The organism is Lelliottia jeotgali (assembly GCF_977070485.1).
The window spans coordinates 138,253-155,585 of sequence record NZ_CDRVFO010000005.1 but is presented as its reverse complement, the minus strand read 5'-3'; the positions used below and the strand labels follow the sequence as shown (position 1 = coordinate 155,585).

Here is a 17,333-nt window from a genome sequence, read left to right as displayed (position 1 = left end):
TTTTCAGGATACCTGCAACAATGCACAGCGAAGCCTTCGACCTCAAAGCCCTGATCCGCCCGGTAGTGGACTTCCCCAAGCCGGGTGTGATCTTCCGCGACATCACCCCGCTGTTCCAGTCGCCACGCGGGCTGCGTTATGTCGCCGACCAGTTCATCGAACGTTATGTCGAGGCGGAGTTCAGCCACATCGGCGCCATGGATGCCCGGGGCTTTCTGATCGGCTCGATCATCGCCCACCAGTTGAACAAGCCGCTGATCCTGTTCCGCAAGCAAGGCAAACTGCCGGCTGACGTACTGTCTGAGGGGTATCAGACCGAGTACGGTGAAGCCTTCCTGGAAGTGCATGCCGACAGCCTGTGCGAAGGCGATTCGGTGCTGATCTTCGATGACCTGATCGCCACCGGCGGCACACTGCTGGCCGCAGCCAACCTAGTGCGCCGCACCGGTGCACAGGTGTTCGAGGCGGCGGCGATCATCGACCTGCCTGAGCTGGACGGTTCGCGCCGGCTGCAGGCGGCGGGTGTGCCGACCTTCTGCCTGACCGAGTTTTCGCTGAGCGAGTACTGAGTGATTCTTGGGGTGCTTTGCACCCCTTTCGCGACACAAGGCCGCTCCACAGGGGACCGCGTACGGCCTTATGTCGCGAAAGGGCCGCACAGCGGCCCCAGCAATTCAAATCAAAGGGAAATCGGCTTACGCCCCGCAAAGGCATGTGCCAGGGTGCCGCCGTCGACCAGCTCCAGCTCGCCGCCCAGCGGCACGCCATGGGCAATCCGCGAGGCTACCAGCCCCTTCTCGGCCAGCAACTGCGCGATGTAATGTGCTGTCGCCTCCCCTTCCACAGTCGGGTTGGTGGCCAGGATCACCTCGGTAAAGCTGCCCTGCTCCTCGATCCGCGCCATCAACTGCGGCACGCCGATAGCATCAGGCCCCAGGCCATCAAGCGGCGACAGATGCCCCTTGAGTACGAAGTAGCGACCGCGATAGCCGGTCTGCTCCACCGCATACACATCCATCGGCCCCTCCACCACGCACAGCTGGGTATCGTCGCGGCGCGTATCAGCGCATTGCGGGCACAACTCCTGCTCGGTCAAGGTGCGACACTGGCGGCAATGGCCAACCCCTTCCATGGCCAGGCTAAGTGCCTGGGCCAGGCGCACACCACCGCTGCGGTCGCGTTCTAGCAACTGCAGGGCCATGCGCTGGGCGGTTTTCTGGCCGACGCCCGGCAGCGTGCGCAGGGCGTCGATCAGTTGGCGGATAAGGGGGCTGAAGCTCATGGGAAAGGCCTGATAATTCTATAAGAGGCGGTTTATACCGGCGCAGCCTGGCAGCGTCAAATCTCACCTATCACAAGCGGCGCTCGATCCAAAGGCCGCCAGAACATCCAGGCATACACCAGGCAGCATCAGCAACGACCTGTAAACAACACCACAAAAAAAGCCGCCCTGGAACCCAGTGGCGGCTTTTCAACTGCAAATGCCTTAGAACGGCATCTTGAAGCCCGGCGGCAGCTGCATGCCTGCAGTCATGCCACCCATTTTTTCCTGGCTGCTCTGCTCGACCTTGCGTACGGCATCGTTCAGTGCAGCAGCAATCAGGTCTTCGAGCACTTCCTTGTCGTCTTCTTCAGTCGACATCAGGCTTTGATCGATGCTGACGCGCTTGACGTCATGACGACCGGTCATCACCACGCTGACCAAGCCACCGCCGGATTGGCCGGTCACTTCGGCGTTGGCCAGCTCTTCCTGCATCTTGGCCATTTTTTCCTGCATCTGCTGGGCCTGCTTCATCAGGCCGGCCATGCCACCTTTCATCATGGGGGTATACCTCGATTGGGTCGTGTGATGCAGCCCGCCACAGGCCGGCCGCATGGTTATCCGTTACTGACCCTGACTGACCAGGGCTTCTACAGGTTCAATAGTATCCTGTCGCACGGTGGCGCCGAACTGCTTGATCATCTGCTGGATCAACGGATCCTGCTCGATCGACGCCACGGCGTCCTGCTGGCGCTCGGCACGCTTGCGCGAGGCTGCCTGGGCCGGGGTTTCCTGCTCGGGCAGGATAAGCTCGATGCGCAGGTTCAGCGTGCGCCCCAGGTGCTGGTTGAGCGCGTCATTCAAGCGCCGTTGCTGGGTGGCGTTGAACAAGGCACCCTGACCCGGGTCAAGGTGCAGCAGCCAGTCGTCACCGTCTGCAGCGATCAGCGTACAGTTTGCGGCGATGTTGCCTGTCATCCCGGACACAGGCAACTGTGGGAATAATTCCAGCCATTGCAGGGCCAGGCCGGTGGCGGGCTTCGCGGCCGGCAGCGGCTCAGGCGCAGCGATGGGGGCCTCTTCCTGAACGTGCTCGACCAGTTCGTCCAGATAGCTGAAGCCCACCGGGTCACTTTCGCCGCCATAGTAATCTTCATCCATCGGCGGCTCGTCATCACGCTCCATGCCCGACGAGGCGTAGGCAGACGGATCGAATGGCGGCTCGTCGTAGGCTGGCTGGGCATCTTGCGGCTCGGCGACTGGGGGCTGGGGCGCGGCAGCCGGCGCAGGCGCAGGCGCGGGCGCGGGCTTAACGGCAACCGTGGCAGGCTTGGCAGCAGGCTCCTCCCAGGGCAGGTCGATGACTTCCTCTTGCGGTGCCGGCTCGGGCTCGGCCAGCTCGGCCTTGGGCTCAGGTTGTGGTGGCACAGCCGACATTGCCTCGACGACAGCCGCAGGCTCGGCTTGCGGGGCCGCAACCACTGCAGCGGGTGCTGCGTCGGCAGCGACAGACGCCTCGGGGACCACCGCAGGCGCTGCCACAGGGGTTGCAGGATCAGCTGTGGCCTGGCTGATCCCCACCGGCTTTAGTACCGGTTTCGGCGCATCGTCGCTATCGGCCGGTCGGAACGCCAGCATCCGCAGCAGGACCATTTCGAAACCGCCCCGCGGGTCGGGTGCCAAGGGCAGGTCGCGTCGACCAATCAGGCCCATCTGGTAATAGAACTGCACATCTTCGGCAGGCAAGGCCGACGCCAGCGCCAGCACTCGGTCGCGATCACCCTGACCATTGTCCACCGCCTCGGGCAGCGCTTGGGCGATGGCGACCCGGTGCAACACATTGAGCATTTCGGCCAGAACGCCACTCCAGTCCGGCCCCTGCTCGGCGAGGTTGCGCACCGCCACCAGCAACGCCCGCGCATCCCCTTCCAGCAGCGCCTGCAGCACACCATAGACCTGGCCGTGATCGAGGCTGCCGAGCATTGCCCGCACATCGGCGGCCAACACCCGGCCCTCACCGAACGCGATAGCCTGGTCGGTGAGGCTCATGGCGTCACGCATCGAACCATCGGCAGCGCGGCCAAGCAACCACAGGGCATCAGGCTCGAACGGAACGTTCTCGGCCTCCAGGACGTGGCTCAGGTGTTCGACCACCCGCTCCGGGCTCATGTTCTTCAGCGAGAACTGCAGACAGCGCGAAAGGATGGTGGCCGGCAGCTTTTGCGGGTCGGTGGTGGCAAGGATGAACTTGACGTAGGGCGGTGGCTCTTCCAGCGTCTTGAGCAAGGCGTTGAACGAGTGCGTGGACAGCATGTGCACTTCGTCGATCAGGTAGACCTTGAAGCGCCCGCGGCTGGGAGCGTACTGCACGTTGTCGAGCAGTTCGCGGGTGTCCTCGACCTTGGTACGGCTGGCGGCGTCGATCTCGATCAGGTCGACGAAGCGGCCTTCGTCGATTTCACGGCACACCGAACAGGTGCCACATGGCGTGGAGGTGATGCCGGTTTCGCAGTTCAGGCACTTGGCGATAATACGGGCGATGGTCGTCTTGCCCACGCCCCGGGTACCGGTGAACAGGTAGGCGTGGTGCAGGCGCTGATTGTCCAAGGCATTGATCAAGGCCTTGAGCACATGGGCCTGGCCGACCATTTCGCGGAACGAGCGCGGACGCCATTTACGTGCAAGAACCTGATAACTCATCGAAAAACCATCGTAGCCTGATCGAGCGGAAGATCGCTAATGCTAGCGGAGCGGGGCCGAAATTGCACCCTGCATGGCTCACCTACGCGGAGTAACTGGCGCACGATCCTGGGACACCTGTAATCCCCTGCACTTTCTTCAAAGAGCTGAAATAAAACCGGCACTCAAGTACAACCCAAACCCAAATACCAAGTGCGTAACCAAACTCTTCAGACAATTACGCCAAGGCTTCGGCGTCCTGGCGGCAAAGAACCCTGCCCCCATCAATGGCTGCATGAAGCACAGCGGCGCCGCCACCGTCACCACACCCCACGCCAATGCAGGCCACACCGTCGGCGCGCGCAACCAGCCCTCGCCGGCCACTGCTACCAGCACTACCGCAAACAACACGCCAATCCCATAATGGATCAACCACCCCCAGATCAGCTCGTTCGCCACCGGTTCGGCCCTGGCAATTGCCTGATGCCGTACGCGCCCCCGCAGCAGATGCCCTACCCAACGCCCCACCATGGCGAAGTTCAGCGTGGCGATACCCAAGCGCCGCAGCAAGATCCCCCACAGGTCCATGATCACGGTAGCACCGACCCCGATCAGCAAAGCAGCTTGTAGCATGGCAAGCGTCATTGATTCAGCCCTCTGAAATTGACATTAAGCAACCTGCCACGCAGCATAGAAGTTGAAGTCAACTTCAAGTCAAGGCCCCTCAATGGACATTGCCGATGTCGCCAAACGCACAGGCGTCCCTGCGTCGACACTGCGTTACTACGAAAAGAAAGGCCTGCTCGAGTCACTTGCCGCGCGTGGCCAGCGGCGCCAGTTCGCCGCCGATGTTGCGGACAGGCTGGCACTGATCGCCCTGGGACAGGCCGCTGGTTTTTCTCTGGATGAAGTGGGAGCGATGCTGATGGACCAGCAGGTCGATCGGCAGATGCTGATAGCCAAGGCTGACGAAATCGATGCACAGGTCAAACGCTTGCAGGCACTTGGCAAGGGGCTACGGCATGCAGCGCAGTGTCCAGAGGAAAACCACCTGGCCTGTCCGAAATTTCAGCGCTTGATGAAGCTGTCAGCAGCAGGGGCGCTGCGGGGAAAACGGGCCAGAGGAAAGGCCGTATCGTGACAGGCTGAGGTTTTTGAACCCCAGAAATGGAGGCGGCCCCACCAGCCACACCCCGGCACTCGATGTTCCCGCTATGGCTGCTCCCTTCCGGGCCTGACCAGGTTAACGGGTAATCAATGCGGGGGGACCGATGGGGCCACCACTACGCGGCTCGCCAAGCAGCGAGCCGCGCCATTGTACCGGTCTGGGGCGAAGTTACAACCTTTAACCGGAGAAAAAGTCATCATTTCTCAATGACTTGTCCAGATCGAGGGGGCCAGTACAATCAGATGGCAATGCCCTGCTCGTCCAGGAACACGACGAACGCATCCTCATCCAGCACCTTGACCCCCAGCTCACTGGCCTTGGCCAACTTGGAACCGGCGCCAGGGCCAGCGACCACGCAGTGTGTCTTGCCCGACACCGAACCGGCCACCTTGGCCCCCAGGCTTTCCAGCTTCTCTTTGGCGATGTCGCGGCTCATGCGCTCCAACGTGCCGGTCAGCACCCAGGTCTGGCCAGCCAGGGGCAAGCCCTCGGCGACCTTCTTTTCGCTGTTCCAGTGCATGCCGAACGCCAGCAACTGAGCCTCGATGTCTCGGGCCAGTTTCTGGTTGGCCTCGTCCTTGAAAAATTCGCGCACGGCTTCGGCCTGTTTCGCTGCCAGCGCCTGACGCAGGTCGATGCCGTCGGCCGCGATGATCTTGTCCAGGCTGTCCAGCTTGGCGACCAGCTTTTCCGCGCCCGTGGGCCCGACCGAAGCGATGTCGAGCTTGGCGATCATCCCGGCCAGGGTAGTGCTGGCAGCGAATTCGGCAGCCAGCTCACCTTCGTCCTGCAATTGCATGCCGCAACCGAGCAACTGCTCAATGACCTTGCAGTTGTGTTCGTCTTCAAAGAAGTTGTGGATCTCGTAGGCCACTTCCAGACCAATGTCCGGCAGGTACGTCAGCACCTGCGGCAACGCCTGCTGCACCCGTGCCAGGCTGCCCAGCGAGCGGGCCAGCACCTTGGCGGTCTCCTCGCCCACATCCGGGATGCCCAAGGCATAGATGAAGCGCGCCAGGCTCGGGCGCTTGCTGGCCTCGATGGCATCCAGCAGTTTCTTGCTGGAGACTTCGGCAAACCCCTCCAGCCCGACGATCTGGTCGAATTGCAGCTTGTAGAGGTCCGCCGGCGAACCGATCAGGCCTTCGTCCACCAACTGCTCAACGCTCTTCTCGCCCAGGCCGTCGATATCCATGGCCCGCCGCGAAACATAGTGAATGATCGCCTGCTTGAGCTGGGCACCACAGGCCAAGCGGCCGACACAGCGGTACACCGCGCCTTCGCTGGTGGTTTCCTTGCCTTTGCTGCGCTTGACCAGCTGGGTACGCTCGACCTGGGAGCCACACACCGGGCACGCGCTTGGCACCTGCACCGGGCGGGCGTCTTCAGGACGGCGCTCAAGCACCACCTGCATGACTTGCGGGATCACGTCACCGGCACGGCGGATGATCACCGTATCGCCGATGCGCAGGCCCAGGCGGGCAATCTCGTCCATGTTGTGCAGGGTGGCGTTGGACACGGTCACGCCAGCCACCTTGACCGGCTTGAGCCGCGCAACCGGCGTGACCGCACCGGTACGCCCGACCTGGAATTCGACATCCAGCACCTCGGTGAGCTCTTCCATGGCCGGGAACTTATGGGCGATGGCCCAACGTGGCTCGCGGGCGCGAAAGCCCAGCTCGCGCTGGGAGGCCAGGCTGTTGACCTTGAACACTACCCCATCGATTTCGTACGGCAGGCTGTTGCGCCGCTCGCCGATATCGCGGTAGTAAGCCAGGCACTCCTCGATACCAGCCGCATGCCTGAGCTCGCGACTGATCGGCAAGCCCCATGCCTTGAGCTGCTCGAGGATACCGATATGGCTTTCACCAATGCTTGCCGAGACCTGGCCAACGCCATAGCAGCAGAATTCCAGCGGGCGGCTGGCGGTGATCTTCGAGTCCAACTGGCGCAGGCTACCGGCAGCTGCGTTGCGCGGGTTGGCGAAGGTCTTGCCCCCGGCTTCGGCCTGTGCGGCATTGAGGCGGTCGAAACCCGCCTTGCTCATGAACACTTCACCCCGCACTTCGAGCACAGCGGGCCAACCTTTGCCCTGCAGCTTGAGCGGGATGTTGCGCACGGTACGTACATTGGCGCTGATGTCTTCGCCGGTGGTGCCGTCACCCCGGGTCGCGCCCTGGACCAGCTGACCATCGCGATAAAGCAGGCTGACCGCCAGGCCATCGAGCTTGGGCTCGCAGCTGTAGTCGACCGCGCCTGGCTGGTCGAGGCCGTCCACTACGCGGCGGCCGAATTCACGCAGGTCGGCTTCCTTGAAGGCGTTACCCAGGCTGAGCATGGGTACTTCGTGGCGCACCTGGCTGAACGCGGCCAAGGCGGCACCGCCGACGCGCTGAGTGGGCGAGTCGGGCGTGACCAGGTGCGGGTGTTCGGCTTCGAGGGCCTTGAGCTCGTTGAACAGGCGGTCGTACTCGGCATCCGGCACGCTGGGCTCGTCGAGTACGTAGTAGCGGTAGTTGTGCTGGTCGAGTTCGGCGCGCAGTGCGTGGATTCGGGATTCGGCGTTCATTCTTCAGGTTCTCTTGCAAAGCAAAAGAGCAGCCCTAGGCTCAATGCCAGTCAGTTAAACGATTTGGGGCCGCTTTGCGGCCCATCGCCGGCAAGCCAGCTCCCACAGGCACAGCTCCGACCTCAAGAACTGCATGGTATCTGTGGGAGCCGGCTTGCCGGCGATGGGCTGCGTAGCAGCCCTGATAACGCTAACTGACTGGCATTAGCCCCAGGCTGCTCTTGCGCTTGAAACGAAGCGAGCAAGACCAGGGCATGGTCTGCTCGCTCAATGACATCAGCGTTTCTGGGTCAGCGCGCGGCGCTCGAACTCGACGATGCGCTGGCGGTAATGCTCGATGGTCTGGGCGGTGAGCACGCTGCGCTGATCATCCTTGAGCTCGCCATTGAGCTCGTGGGCCAGCTTGCGCGCCGCAGCGACCATCACATCGAAGGCCTGTTTCGGATGGCGCGGGCCTGGCAGCCCGAGGAAGAAGCTCACCGCACGGGTGCTGAAGTGATCGATGTCGTCCAGGTCGAAAATGCCGGGCTTGACCGCATTGGCCATGGAGAACAGGACTTCGCCGTGACCGGCCATGCTTTCGTGACGGTGGAAAATGTCCATTTCACCGAAGCGCAAACCGCTTTCAAGAATATTCTGCAGCAGCGCCGGGCCCTTGAAGCCACCTTCGTCGCGGGAGATCACGCTGATCACCAGCACCTCTTCGACCGGCGGCAGCTCCTTGGCAGCACTGCCCGCAGCAGCAAAACCACTGTTGCGGTTGTTGTCGCCAGCAAAATCGTCATCGGCATCGGCGAACAGGTCGGGCTCGCGCGGTTCGGCCACCAGGTCCAGATCACCCTGCGGCTGCATTTCAGCGGCACGTTTGCCACGCTTGCTGGCTTTAGCCGGTTTCTGCTCGCGCTCGCGCTCACGCGCCGGCGCACTGAGCGACGGCAGGTCGCTTTCGTCCAGCTCCGGCTCCTTCTGGGTATCGAGCACCCGCGACGGGCCCAGCACCTCAGCGCTGCCTTCCTCGTCCGGGAGGTTGGAATAACTGCGATCCAGACGGAATTTCAACTTGCCTTTTCCGCCGCGCATACGGCGCCAGCCGTCGAAAAGAATACCGGCGATGACAATGATGCCGATGAGGATCAGCCACTCGCGCAGACCGATTTCCATGTAATCCCGTGCCTCTATAAAAATATGCTTGAAAACAAAGGCTTTAAAGCCCTTTAACACGTGGCGCCAACTCTATGTTCTGACAGGCGTTTTACCCACGCAAAAAACGAGTGACATTAAGCTAGCACGACCAAAGACAACTTTACACCGTCTGTCGCACATGGCGGGGGCATTTACCTGCACAATCCGCCTTCTCTTCGCTAATCAGGCGTCGACCATGGCCAGTGCCTCCTCCACATCCACTGCAACAAGACGTGAACACCCAGGCTCGTGCATGGTCACCCCCATCAATTGATCCGCCATCTCCATGGCAATCTTGTTATGCGTGATGTAGATGAACTGCACGCTTTCACTCATCTCCTTGACCAACCGGGCATACCGGCCGACGTTGGCATCGTCCAGCGGCGCATCGACCTCGTCGAGCATGCAGAACGGTGCGGGGTTCAACTTGAAGATGGCAAACACCAGCGCCAATGCGGTCAGTGCCTTCTCGCCGCCGGACAGCAAATGGATGGTGCTGTTCTTCTTGCCCGGTGGGCGCGCCATGATCGTCACCCCTGTATCGAGTAGATCTTCGCCCGTCAGTTCCAGATAAGCGCTGCCACCACCGAAAACTTTTGGGAAAAGTGCCTGTAATCCGGCATTTATCTGATCAAAGGTATCCTTGAAGCGATTGCGGGTTTCCTTGTCGATCTTGCGGATGACGCTTTCCAGCGTCTCCAGCGCCTCGACCAGATCGGCGTCCTGGGCATCAAGGTAGCGCTTGCGCTCGGACTGTTGTTCGTACTCCTCGATCGCGGCCAGGTTGATCGCGCCCAGGCGCTGAATACGGGCGTCGATCTGCTCCAGCTCCTGTTCGGTGCCCTGCTCGCTGGCCTCAGCCTCGACAGTGGCAAGCACACCCTGCAGATCGTAGCCGTCGGCCAGCAATTGCTCCTGCAAGGTCTTGCGCCGCACATCCAGCCCCTGGCACTCCAGGCGCATCTGCTCAAGCTGGCCACGCAGCAACTGTGCCTGCTGCTCGGCCTGGGTGCGGCGCTTTTCGGCGTCGCGCAGGGCGCGATCGGCTTCGTCCATGTGCAGGCGGGCCTGGCGCATTTCCTCGTCGACGCTCATGCGCCGCTCCAACAGTTCTTCCAGCTTCAGGCGCAACTCTTCCAGCGGCGCCTCACCCTCCTCCAGGTTAAGGCTCAGCTGCTCCTGCCGCTCGCTCAGGCGTGCCGCCTGCAGCTCCAGACGTTCCAGTGCCTGGCGGGTCGAGTCGTGCTGTGCGCGCAGTGATCCCAGGCGCACAGCCAACTGGTGGGCGTGATCCTTGTGCTGGCGAGCTTCCTGGCGGATCCGGTCAAGGCCCTCGCGCAGGGTATCGCGGCGGGCCATCAACTGTTCGCGTTGCTCGGTGTCCTGGGCCATCAGGTCCAGGGCCTCCTGCAGCACCAGCCGCGCTTCGCCCAGTTGCTCATGCTCCAGAGCGCGCTGCTCCTGAAGTTCGCTCAATTCTTCCTGCAGCCGGCGCCGACGCAGCTCGACCTGTTCGGCACGGGCACGCCCTGCCGAAAGGCTGGCCTTGAGCTCGCCATGCTGGCGGCTCTCTTCCTGGGTGCGACGGCGTAGCTGCTCGCGCTGCTCCTCCAGGCCCAATTGCTGCTCACGCAAGGCTTGCAGCTGTTGCTCCATCTGCTCCAGCGTAGCTTCCAGCTCCAGCTGCTCCTGGCCGAGGCGCTCGATTTCCTGACCCCGTGCCAGCACCCCACCCTGGGATTCGCCCCCCCGGCTGACGCGCAGAAAATGCCGACCAACCCAGTAACCATCGCGGCTGACCAGGCTCTGGCCTTCGCCAAGCCCGGCGCGTTCAGCGAGGGCTTGAGCCAGGTCTTCAACCGGCCGGACCTGGGCCAGCCAAGGGGCCAGGTCGGTGTGCCCCTCAACTTTGTCGAGCAAGCTGCCGGGCCGGCGTGGACCTTCCTGCCCCGCCACCAACAGACGCAGCTCGCCTTGCTCCAGCTCGGCAAAATCCAGGCCGCTGAAGTCCTCCACCAGCACGGCCTGCAGGTCAGCGCCCAACACGGTTTCCACCGCCAGCTCCCAACCCGGCTCCACACGCAGCCCTTGTGCCAGGCGCGGCCGCTGCTCCAGGCCTTGACCGCGAAGCCAGTCGGCAGCACCGGCCCCGGGTTCGAGCGCGGCCTGTTGCAATGCCTCCAGGGATGCCAGACGGCCACCCAGGCGCTGCAAGTCGCCTTGCTGTTGCTGCTGGGCCTGGGTCGCCTGCTGCAATTGCGCGCGTACGCCCTCCAGGCGCTCGACCACCTGCTCTTCGGACAGCTGCAGCTCTTCAAGCAATATCTCGCTGGCAGCCAGCTGCTCGGCCAGCTCAAGCATGGCGCCGTCCTGCGGGTCAGCGCCCAACTGGTCGCGCTCCTCGCCCAACTTGCGCTGGCGCTCGGCCATGCGCTCCAGGCTGGCTTCAAGTTGCTGCAGGCGCGACTGCTGCACCTCGGCCTGGCGCCGCGGCTCGGCGGAGCGGGTGTTGAAGCTGTCCCACTGCTCCTGCCAGCCGTGCATGCCCAACTCGGCCTCTTCGAGGGTGGCGGCAGCCTCTTGGGCTGCGGCCAAGGTCATTTCCTGCTCCGGTTCGAGCATCGCCAGCTCTTCACCGAGAGTCGCCAGCAGGGTGCGGTCATGCCCCAGGTGCGACTCGGTTTCCTGGCGCGTGCGCTCGGCTTCCTTCAGGTCGTCCTGCAATTGGCGCAGGCGCTGCTGGCCGTGCTGAATGCTCTGCTCGACCCGGGCGATGTCACCGGCCACCGAATAGAAGCGGCCCTGCACCTGGTTGAAGCGCTCGGACAGTTCGTGATGGCCGTCACGCAGCCGCTCGATGCTCGCATCGGCATTGCGCTGTTCGGCAACCAGCGCCTCATGGGCCACATCCTGATCGCCGATCACCGACTCGCGCTGGCGTACGCGTTCATCCAGGTCACGCCAGCGCAGCGCCGCCAAGCGTGCTTTGAGCTGCCGTTCCTGGGCCTTGTACTCACGGTATTTCTCAGCGGCCTGCGCCTGGCGGTGCAGGCGTTCGAGCTGGCGCTCCAGTTCATCGCGCAGGTCGGTCAGGCGCGCCAGGTTCTCCTGGGTGCGTCGGATACGGCTTTCGGTCTCGCGGCGGCGCTCCTTGTACTTGGAGATGCCCGCCGCCTCTTCGATGAAGTTGCGCAGCTCCTCGGGCTTGGCCTCGATCAGCTTGGAGATCATGCCCTGTTCGATGATCGAGTAGCTGCGCGGGCCCAGGCCGGTGCCGAGGAAGATGTCGGTGATGTCGCGGCGGCGGCATTTGGTGCCGTTCAGATAATAGGTGTTCTGCCCGTCACGGGTGACCTTGCGGCGGATGGAGATTTCCGCATAGGCAGCATATTCGCCCAGCAGCGTGGTCTCGCTGTTGTCGAAGATCAGCTCGATGCTGGCCTGGCTGACCGGTTTGCGGCTGGTGGAGCCGTTGAAGATGACATCGGTCATCGACTCGCCACGCAGGTTCTTCGCCGAGCTTTCGCCCATCACCCAGCGCACCGCATCGATGATGTTGGACTTGCCGCAGCCATTGGGGCCGACCACGGCCGCCATGTTGCTGGGGAAGTTGACAGTGGTCGGGTCGACGAACGACTTGAACCCGGCCAGGCGGATGCACTTCAGGCGCATCGGTCAGCCTCGGGCCAGCGCCGCCAGCACCAGCTCGCAACTGCGCTGGCAATAGGCGGTGAGTACCTCGCGGATGCGCGGCAGATCACGGGCGACCACGGCGTCAAGCAGGTGGGCGAACAGGTCAAGGTAATCGAGCATGTTGGCTTGGCGCTGATCGAGAGCCAGATAATAGGCTCGGCTCATGGCGGGCTGCAGGTTTTCGACGGTTTCCTGCAGGTATGGATTGTCGGCAAACGGGTAGGCGGCGCGCATCACGGCAAAACTGTCGGCGACGAAGGCCTTGATGTCACCTTGTTCACGGGCCTGCTGCAGGCGCTGCTGGATGTCCAGGAACGGGCGCAGGTCTGCGTCGGTGCGCCATTTCTGCGCAACTGCATTGCCCAGCAGAATGTAGAACTCGCCCATGAGGGCGCACAGGCTGCGCACGCTGCGCTCGTCGAGCCTGGTCACATGGGCGCCGCGGCGTGGCAGGATCGCAACCAGATGACGACGTTCGAGGATCAACAACGCTTCACGCACCGAGCCGCGGCTGACATTCAACGCCTGGGTGACCTTCTGCTCCTGGATGCGCTCACCCGGCTCAAGCTCGCCGCGGATGATGCGTTCGGCCAGGTAGTCGGCAATCTGCTCGGAGAGGCTGTCCGGCGCCTTGAACGTCATGGTTTTCCTTCAAAATCATTGAACTGGGCACAAGTGGACGATTGTAGCGCACTTGGCCAGCAGTCGCGCAGAGGGGCGACAGCCTTTATTTGAGCCGCCAGACAACGGTCAAGGCGGCCCGATCTATGCTTTGTATATGGGCAGGCTGGGCGGCCAGACTACCGTGCGAAGAATTTCTTGACCCTCAAGTCAGAAAATTATTGACCATCGTGTCAGCTCTGCTTATTGTCCGCTCAACAACAATAAAACCATTGCGAGGCCATCCCCGTGATCCAGTTTCTCGTCAACCAGGAGCTGCGCAGCGAGCACGCCCTGGACCCGAACATGACGGTGCTGCAGTACCTGCGTGAGCACCTGGGCAAACCCGGCACCAAAGAAGGCTGCGCCAGTGGCGACTGCGGCGCATGCACCGTGGTGGTCGGCGAGCTGACCCAGGATGATCAAGGCCAGGACACTCTGCGCTACCGCAGCCTCAACTCCTGCCTGACCTTCGTTTCGTCGCTGCACGGCAAGCAACTGATCAGCGTCGAGGGCCTCAAGCACCAAGGTGAACTGCATAGCGTGCAACAAGCCATGGCCGACTGCCACGGTTCACAATGCGGCTTCTGTACCCCAGGCTTCGTCATGTCGTTGTTCGCCCTGCAGAAAAACAGCCAGGGCCACGACCTGCATCAGGCCCAGGAGGCGCTGGCGGGCAACCTGTGCCGCTGCACCGGCTACCGGCCGATTCTCGATGCTGCCGAACAGAGCTGCCGCCAACCCTGCCGCGATCAGTTCGACGCGCAAAAAGCGCAGACCATCAGCCGCCTGAAAGCCATCACACCAACCCAGACCGGCGAGCTCAACAGCGGCGACAAGCGCTGCCTGGTGCCGCTGACCGTGGCCGACCTCGCCGACCTGTACAGCTCGCACCCCGAAGCGCGCTTGCTGGCAGGCGGCACCGACCTGGCGCTGGAAGTCACCCAGTTCCACAAGACCTTGCCGGTGATGATCTATGTCGGCCACGTGGCCGAACTCAAACGCATCGACAAGACCGCCAGCCACCTGGAAATCGGCGCCGCTACGTCGCTCACCGATTGCTATGGCGCGCTCAACGAGGAATACCCCGATTTCGGCGACCTGCTGCACCGCTTTGCATCGCTGCAGATCCGCAATCAGGGCACCCTCGGCGGCAACATCGGCAACGCCTCACCGATTGGCGACTCACCGCCCTTGCTGATCGCCCTCGATGCGCAGATCGTTCTGCGCCAGGGCGACCGCCAGCGCACGATGCCGCTGGAGGACTACTTCATCGACTACCGCATCACTGCCCGCCAGGACAGCGAATTCATCGAGAAGATCATCGTACCGCGTGCCAGCAATGACTGGGCATTCCGCGCCTATAAAGTCTCCAAGCGCCTGGATGACGACATCTCGGCCGTGTGCGGCGCCTTCAATCTGAGCATCGAAGACGGCGTGGTCAGCGGCGTGCGCATTGCCTTTGGTGGCATGGCCGCGATCCCCAAACGTGCCCGCGCCTGTGAAGCAGCCCTGCGCGGCAAGCCCTGGAACCAGGCGAGCCTGGAGCGCGCCTGCCAGGCCCTGGCCGAGGACTTCACCCCGCTCAGCGACTTCCGCGCCAGCAAGGAATACCGCCTGCTGACCGCGCAGAACCTGCTGCGCAAGTACTTCATCGAACAGCAAACGCCGCACATCGAAACCCGGGTGACCGACTATGTCTAACCATCACGCCGTCAAGAGCCAGGCCGAGATGGCCGAACTGTTCAGCCAGGACCTGACCACCGGGGTCGGCCGCAGCGTCAAGCACGACAGCGCCGATAAGCACGTGGCAGGTGAAGCGGTGTACATCGACGACCGCCTGGAGTTTCCCAACCAGTTGCACGTCTATGCGCGCACCGCCGACCGTGCCCACGCACGCATCCTGCGCATCGATACCACACCTTGCTATGCCTTCGAAGGGGTGCGCATCGCCATCACCCACGAGGACATCCCTGGCCTGAAAGACATAGGCCCGGTGGTGGCCGGTGACCCGCTGCTGGCTATCGACAAGGTCGAGTTCTTCGGCCAGCCGGTGCTCGCCGTGGCCGCGCGCGACCTGGACACCGCGCGCCGTGCAGCAATGGCGGCGATCATCGAATACGAAGACCTGGAACCGGTACTGGACGTGGTCGAGGCATTGCGCAAGAAGCACTTCGTACTCGACAGCCACACCCACCAGCGCGGTGATTCGGCCACCGCCCTGGCCAGCGCCCCGCACCGACTGCAGGGCACCCTGCATATCGGCGGCCAGGAACATTTCTACCTGGAGACGCAGATTTCCTCGGTGATGCCCACCGAAGACGGCGGCATGATCGTCTTCTGCTCCACGCAAAACCCTACCGAAGTGCAGAAGCTGGTCGCCGAAGTGCTCGACGTGCCGATGAACAAGGTGGTGCTCGACATGCGCCGCATGGGCGGCGGCTTCGGCGGCAAGGAAACCCAGGCCGCCAGCCCGGCCTGCCTGTGCGCCGTTATCGCGCGCCTGACCGGCCAGCCGACCAAGATGCGCCTGCCGCGCGTCGAAGACATGATGATGACCGGCAAGCGCCACCCCTTCTATGTCGAGTACGACGTCGGCTTCGATGACGAGGGGCGCCTGCACGGCATAAACATGGACCTGGCCGGGAACTGTGGCTACTCGCCCGACCTTTCCGGCTCGATCGTCGACCGTGCCATGTTCCACTCCGACAACGCCTACTACCTGGGCGATGCCACCGTGCACGGCCACCGCTGCAAGACCAACACCGCCTCCAACACCGCCTACCGCGGCTTCGGCGGCCCACAGGGCATGGTTGCCATCGAGCAGGTGATGGACCATATCGCCCGTCACCTGGGCCGTGACCCGCTGGCAGTGCGCAAGGCCAACTACTACGGCAAGACCGAGCGCAACGTCACCCACTATTACCAGACCGTCGAGCACAACATGCTCGAGGAGATGACGGCCGAGCTGGAAGCCAGCAGCGACTACGCAGAACGCCGCGAATCGATCCGCCGCTTCAACGCCAACAGCCCGGTCCTCAAGAAAGGCCTGGCGCTGACCCCGGTCAAGTTCGGCATCTCGTTCACCGCCACCTTCCTCAACCAGGCCGGTGCGCTGATCCATATCTACACCGATGGCAGCATCCACCTGAACCACGGCGGCACCGAGATGGGCCAGGGCCTGAACACCAAGGTGGCCCAGGTCGTGGCACAGATTTTCCAGGTTGATTTCAGCCGCATCCAGATCACCGCCACCAATACCGACAAGGTGCCCAACACCTCGCCAACTGCGGCATCCAGCGGCGCCGACCTGAACGGCAAAGCGGCGCAGAATGCCGCCGAGATTCTCAAAAAGCGCCTTACCGAGTTCGCCGCGCGGCATTATCAGGTCACCGAGGAAGACGTCGAGTTCCGCAATGGCCATGTGCGCGTGCGCGACCAGATCGTCAGTTTCGAACAACTGGTACAGCAGGCATACTTCGCCCAGGTGTCGCTGTCGAGTACCGGCTTCTATCGCACGCCGAAGATCTTCTACGATCGTAGCCAGGCACGCGGCCGGCCGTTCTACTACTTCGCCTTCGGCGCCGCCTGCGTGGAAGTGGTCGTCGATACCCTGACCGGCGAGTACAAGATGCTGCGCGCCGACATCCTGCACGACGTCGGCGATTCGCTGAACCCGGCCATCGACATTGGCCAGGTGGAAGGCGGCTTCATCCAGGGCATGGGCTGGCTGACCACCGAAGAGTTGGTGTGGAACACCAAGGGCAAGCTGATGACCAATGGCCCGGCCAGCTACAAGATCCCGGCCGTGGCCGACATGCCGCTGGACCTGCGGGTGAAACTGGTGGAAAACCGCAAGAACCCGGAAGACACCGTGTTCCACTCCAAGGCTGTTGGCGAGCCACCGTTCATGCTCGGCATCGCTGCCTGGTGTGCGATCAAGGATGCCGTGGCCAGCATTGCCGATTACCGCCTGCAACCGAACATCGACGCACCGGCGACACCGGAGCGGGTGCTGTGGGGGTGCGAGCAGATGCGCAAGGAAGTAGCTGCTTCGCAGCCTGCCTTGCAAGAACTGGAAACCTCCACTCACTGACGCCGCAGCCCTGTGTAGGAGCGGC

12 protein-coding genes and 1 other RNA gene are annotated in these 17,333 nt (G+C 62.8%); 4 read left to right on the top strand and 9 right to left on the bottom strand.

Going from position 1 to position 17,333, the window contains the following annotated elements; all coding sequences use genetic code 11:
• The first annotated feature begins 20 nt into the window (after positions 1-20).
• Positions 21-569 carry an adenine phosphoribosyltransferase gene (locus ACW4TB_RS09615; protein WP_003254303.1) on the top strand — a complete coding sequence of 183 codons (549 nt, stop codon included), beginning with the start codon at positions 21-23 and terminating at the stop codon, positions 567-569.
• Positions 570-679: 110 nt separating this feature from the next.
• Here the strand turns inward: ACW4TB_RS09615 and recR are convergent, their stop codons facing one another.
• The 4 genes from recR to ACW4TB_RS09595 form a co-directional block, all read right to left on the bottom strand.
• Positions 680-1,282, bottom strand: a complete 603-nt coding sequence (gene recR, locus ACW4TB_RS09610; RefSeq protein ID WP_012315417.1) for a recombination mediator RecR — start codon at positions 1,280-1,282, stop codon at positions 680-682.
• 204 nt (positions 1,283-1,486) lie between these two features.
• On the bottom strand, positions 1,487-1,822 hold the full coding sequence (locus ACW4TB_RS09605) for a YbaB/EbfC family nucleoid-associated protein (RefSeq protein WP_012315418.1): 336 nt from the start codon (positions 1,820-1,822) through the stop codon (positions 1,487-1,489).
• 63 nt (positions 1,823-1,885) lie between these two features.
• A complete protein-coding gene (gene dnaX, locus ACW4TB_RS09600; RefSeq protein ID WP_279929958.1) occupies positions 1,886-3,961 on the bottom strand; it encodes a DNA polymerase III subunit gamma/tau in 2,076 nt (691 codons plus the stop codon).
• Positions 3,962-4,099: 138 nt separating this feature from the next.
• Entirely contained in the window at positions 4,100-4,573 is a 474-nt protein-coding gene (locus ACW4TB_RS09595; protein ID WP_455828322.1) for a DUF2938 domain-containing protein, read from the bottom strand.
• 94 nt (positions 4,574-4,667) lie between these two features.
• On the opposite strand from ACW4TB_RS09595, the gene ACW4TB_RS09590 reads away from it, so the two are divergent.
• On the top strand, positions 4,668-5,081 hold the full coding sequence (locus ACW4TB_RS09590; protein ID WP_279929954.1) for a helix-turn-helix domain-containing protein: 414 nt from the start codon (positions 4,668-4,670) through the stop codon (positions 5,079-5,081).
• Positions 5,082-5,117: 36 nt separating this feature from the next.
• Here the strand turns inward: ACW4TB_RS09590 and ffs are convergent.
• The 5 genes from ffs to ACW4TB_RS09565 all read right to left on the bottom strand — a co-directional run bounded on the left by ffs (position 5,118) and on the right by ACW4TB_RS09565 (position 13,194).
• Positions 5,118-5,214: signal recognition particle sRNA small type (gene ffs, locus ACW4TB_RS09585), an RNA gene on the bottom strand.
• A gap of 132 nt (positions 5,215-5,346) precedes the next feature.
• Complete coding sequence (ligA, locus tag ACW4TB_RS09580; RefSeq protein ID WP_455828323.1) at positions 5,347-7,677, bottom strand: NAD-dependent DNA ligase LigA; 2,331 nt, start codon at positions 7,675-7,677, stop codon at positions 5,347-5,349.
• Positions 7,678-7,953: 276 nt separating this feature from the next.
• Positions 7,954-8,838, bottom strand: a complete 885-nt coding sequence (gene zipA / locus ACW4TB_RS09575) for a cell division protein ZipA (RefSeq protein ID WP_254466195.1) — start codon at positions 8,836-8,838, stop codon at positions 7,954-7,956.
• Positions 8,839-9,042: 204 nt separating this feature from the next.
• The gene (smc, locus tag ACW4TB_RS09570; protein WP_279929951.1) at positions 9,043-12,531 is read right to left on the bottom strand and encodes a chromosome segregation protein SMC; all 3,489 of its coding nucleotides are present in this window, start codon (positions 12,529-12,531) and stop codon (positions 9,043-9,045) included.
• 3 nt (positions 12,532-12,534) lie between these two features.
• Entirely contained in the window at positions 12,535-13,194 is a 660-nt protein-coding gene (locus ACW4TB_RS09565) for a GntR family transcriptional regulator (protein ID WP_012315435.1), read from the bottom strand.
• Positions 13,195-13,461: 267 nt separating this feature from the next.
• On the opposite strand from ACW4TB_RS09565, the gene xdhA reads away from it, so the two are divergent.
• Together xdhA and xdhB are read left to right on the top strand one after the other, a co-directional pair.
• Positions 13,462-14,916: a xanthine dehydrogenase small subunit gene (xdhA, locus tag ACW4TB_RS09560; RefSeq protein WP_279929948.1), complete on the top strand. Its 1,455-nt coding sequence runs from the start codon at positions 13,462-13,464 to the stop codon at positions 14,914-14,916.
• Positions 14,909-17,308 (top strand): xanthine dehydrogenase molybdopterin binding subunit, encoded by a 2,400-nt coding sequence (gene xdhB, locus ACW4TB_RS09555; protein ID WP_455828324.1) that lies wholly within the window; start codon positions 14,909-14,911, stop codon positions 17,306-17,308. The genes xdhA and xdhB overlap by 8 nt, the downstream gene beginning before the upstream one ends.
• Positions 17,309-17,333 lie beyond the last annotated feature (25 nt).

What these genes read in the sequence shown, in the direction of transcription:
- zipA (WP_254466195.1), bottom strand. Translation starts at nt 8,838, where the DNA reads ATGGAAATCGGTCTGCGCGAGTGGCTGATCCTCATCGGCATCATTGTC.
- smc (WP_279929951.1), bottom strand. Translation starts at nt 12,531, where the DNA reads ATGCGCCTGAAGTGCATCCGCCTGGCCGGGTTCAAGTCGTTCGTCGAC.
- recR (WP_012315417.1), bottom strand. Translation starts at nt 1,282, where the DNA reads ATGAGCTTCAGCCCCCTTATCCGCCAACTGATCGACGCCCTGCGCACG.
- ACW4TB_RS09565 (WP_012315435.1), bottom strand. Translation starts at nt 13,194, where the DNA reads ATGACGTTCAAGGCGCCGGACAGCCTCTCCGAGCAGATTGCCGACTAC.
- dnaX (WP_279929958.1), bottom strand. Translation starts at nt 3,961, where the DNA reads ATGAGTTATCAGGTTCTTGCACGTAAATGGCGTCCGCGCTCGTTCCGC.
- xdhB (WP_455828324.1), top strand. Translation starts at nt 14,909, where the DNA reads ATGTCTAACCATCACGCCGTCAAGAGCCAGGCCGAGATGGCCGAACTG.
- ACW4TB_RS09605 (WP_012315418.1), bottom strand. Translation starts at nt 1,822, where the DNA reads ATGATGAAAGGTGGCATGGCCGGCCTGATGAAGCAGGCCCAGCAGATG.
- ligA (WP_455828323.1), bottom strand. Translation starts at nt 7,677, where the DNA reads ATGAACGCCGAATCCCGAATCCACGCACTGCGCGCCGAACTCGACCAG.
- ACW4TB_RS09615 (WP_003254303.1), top strand. Translation starts at nt 21, where the DNA reads ATGCACAGCGAAGCCTTCGACCTCAAAGCCCTGATCCGCCCGGTAGTG.
- ACW4TB_RS09590 (WP_279929954.1), top strand. Translation starts at nt 4,668, where the DNA reads ATGGACATTGCCGATGTCGCCAAACGCACAGGCGTCCCTGCGTCGACA.
- ACW4TB_RS09595 (WP_455828322.1), bottom strand. Translation starts at nt 4,573, where the DNA reads ATGCTACAAGCTGCTTTGCTGATCGGGGTCGGTGCTACCGTGATCATG.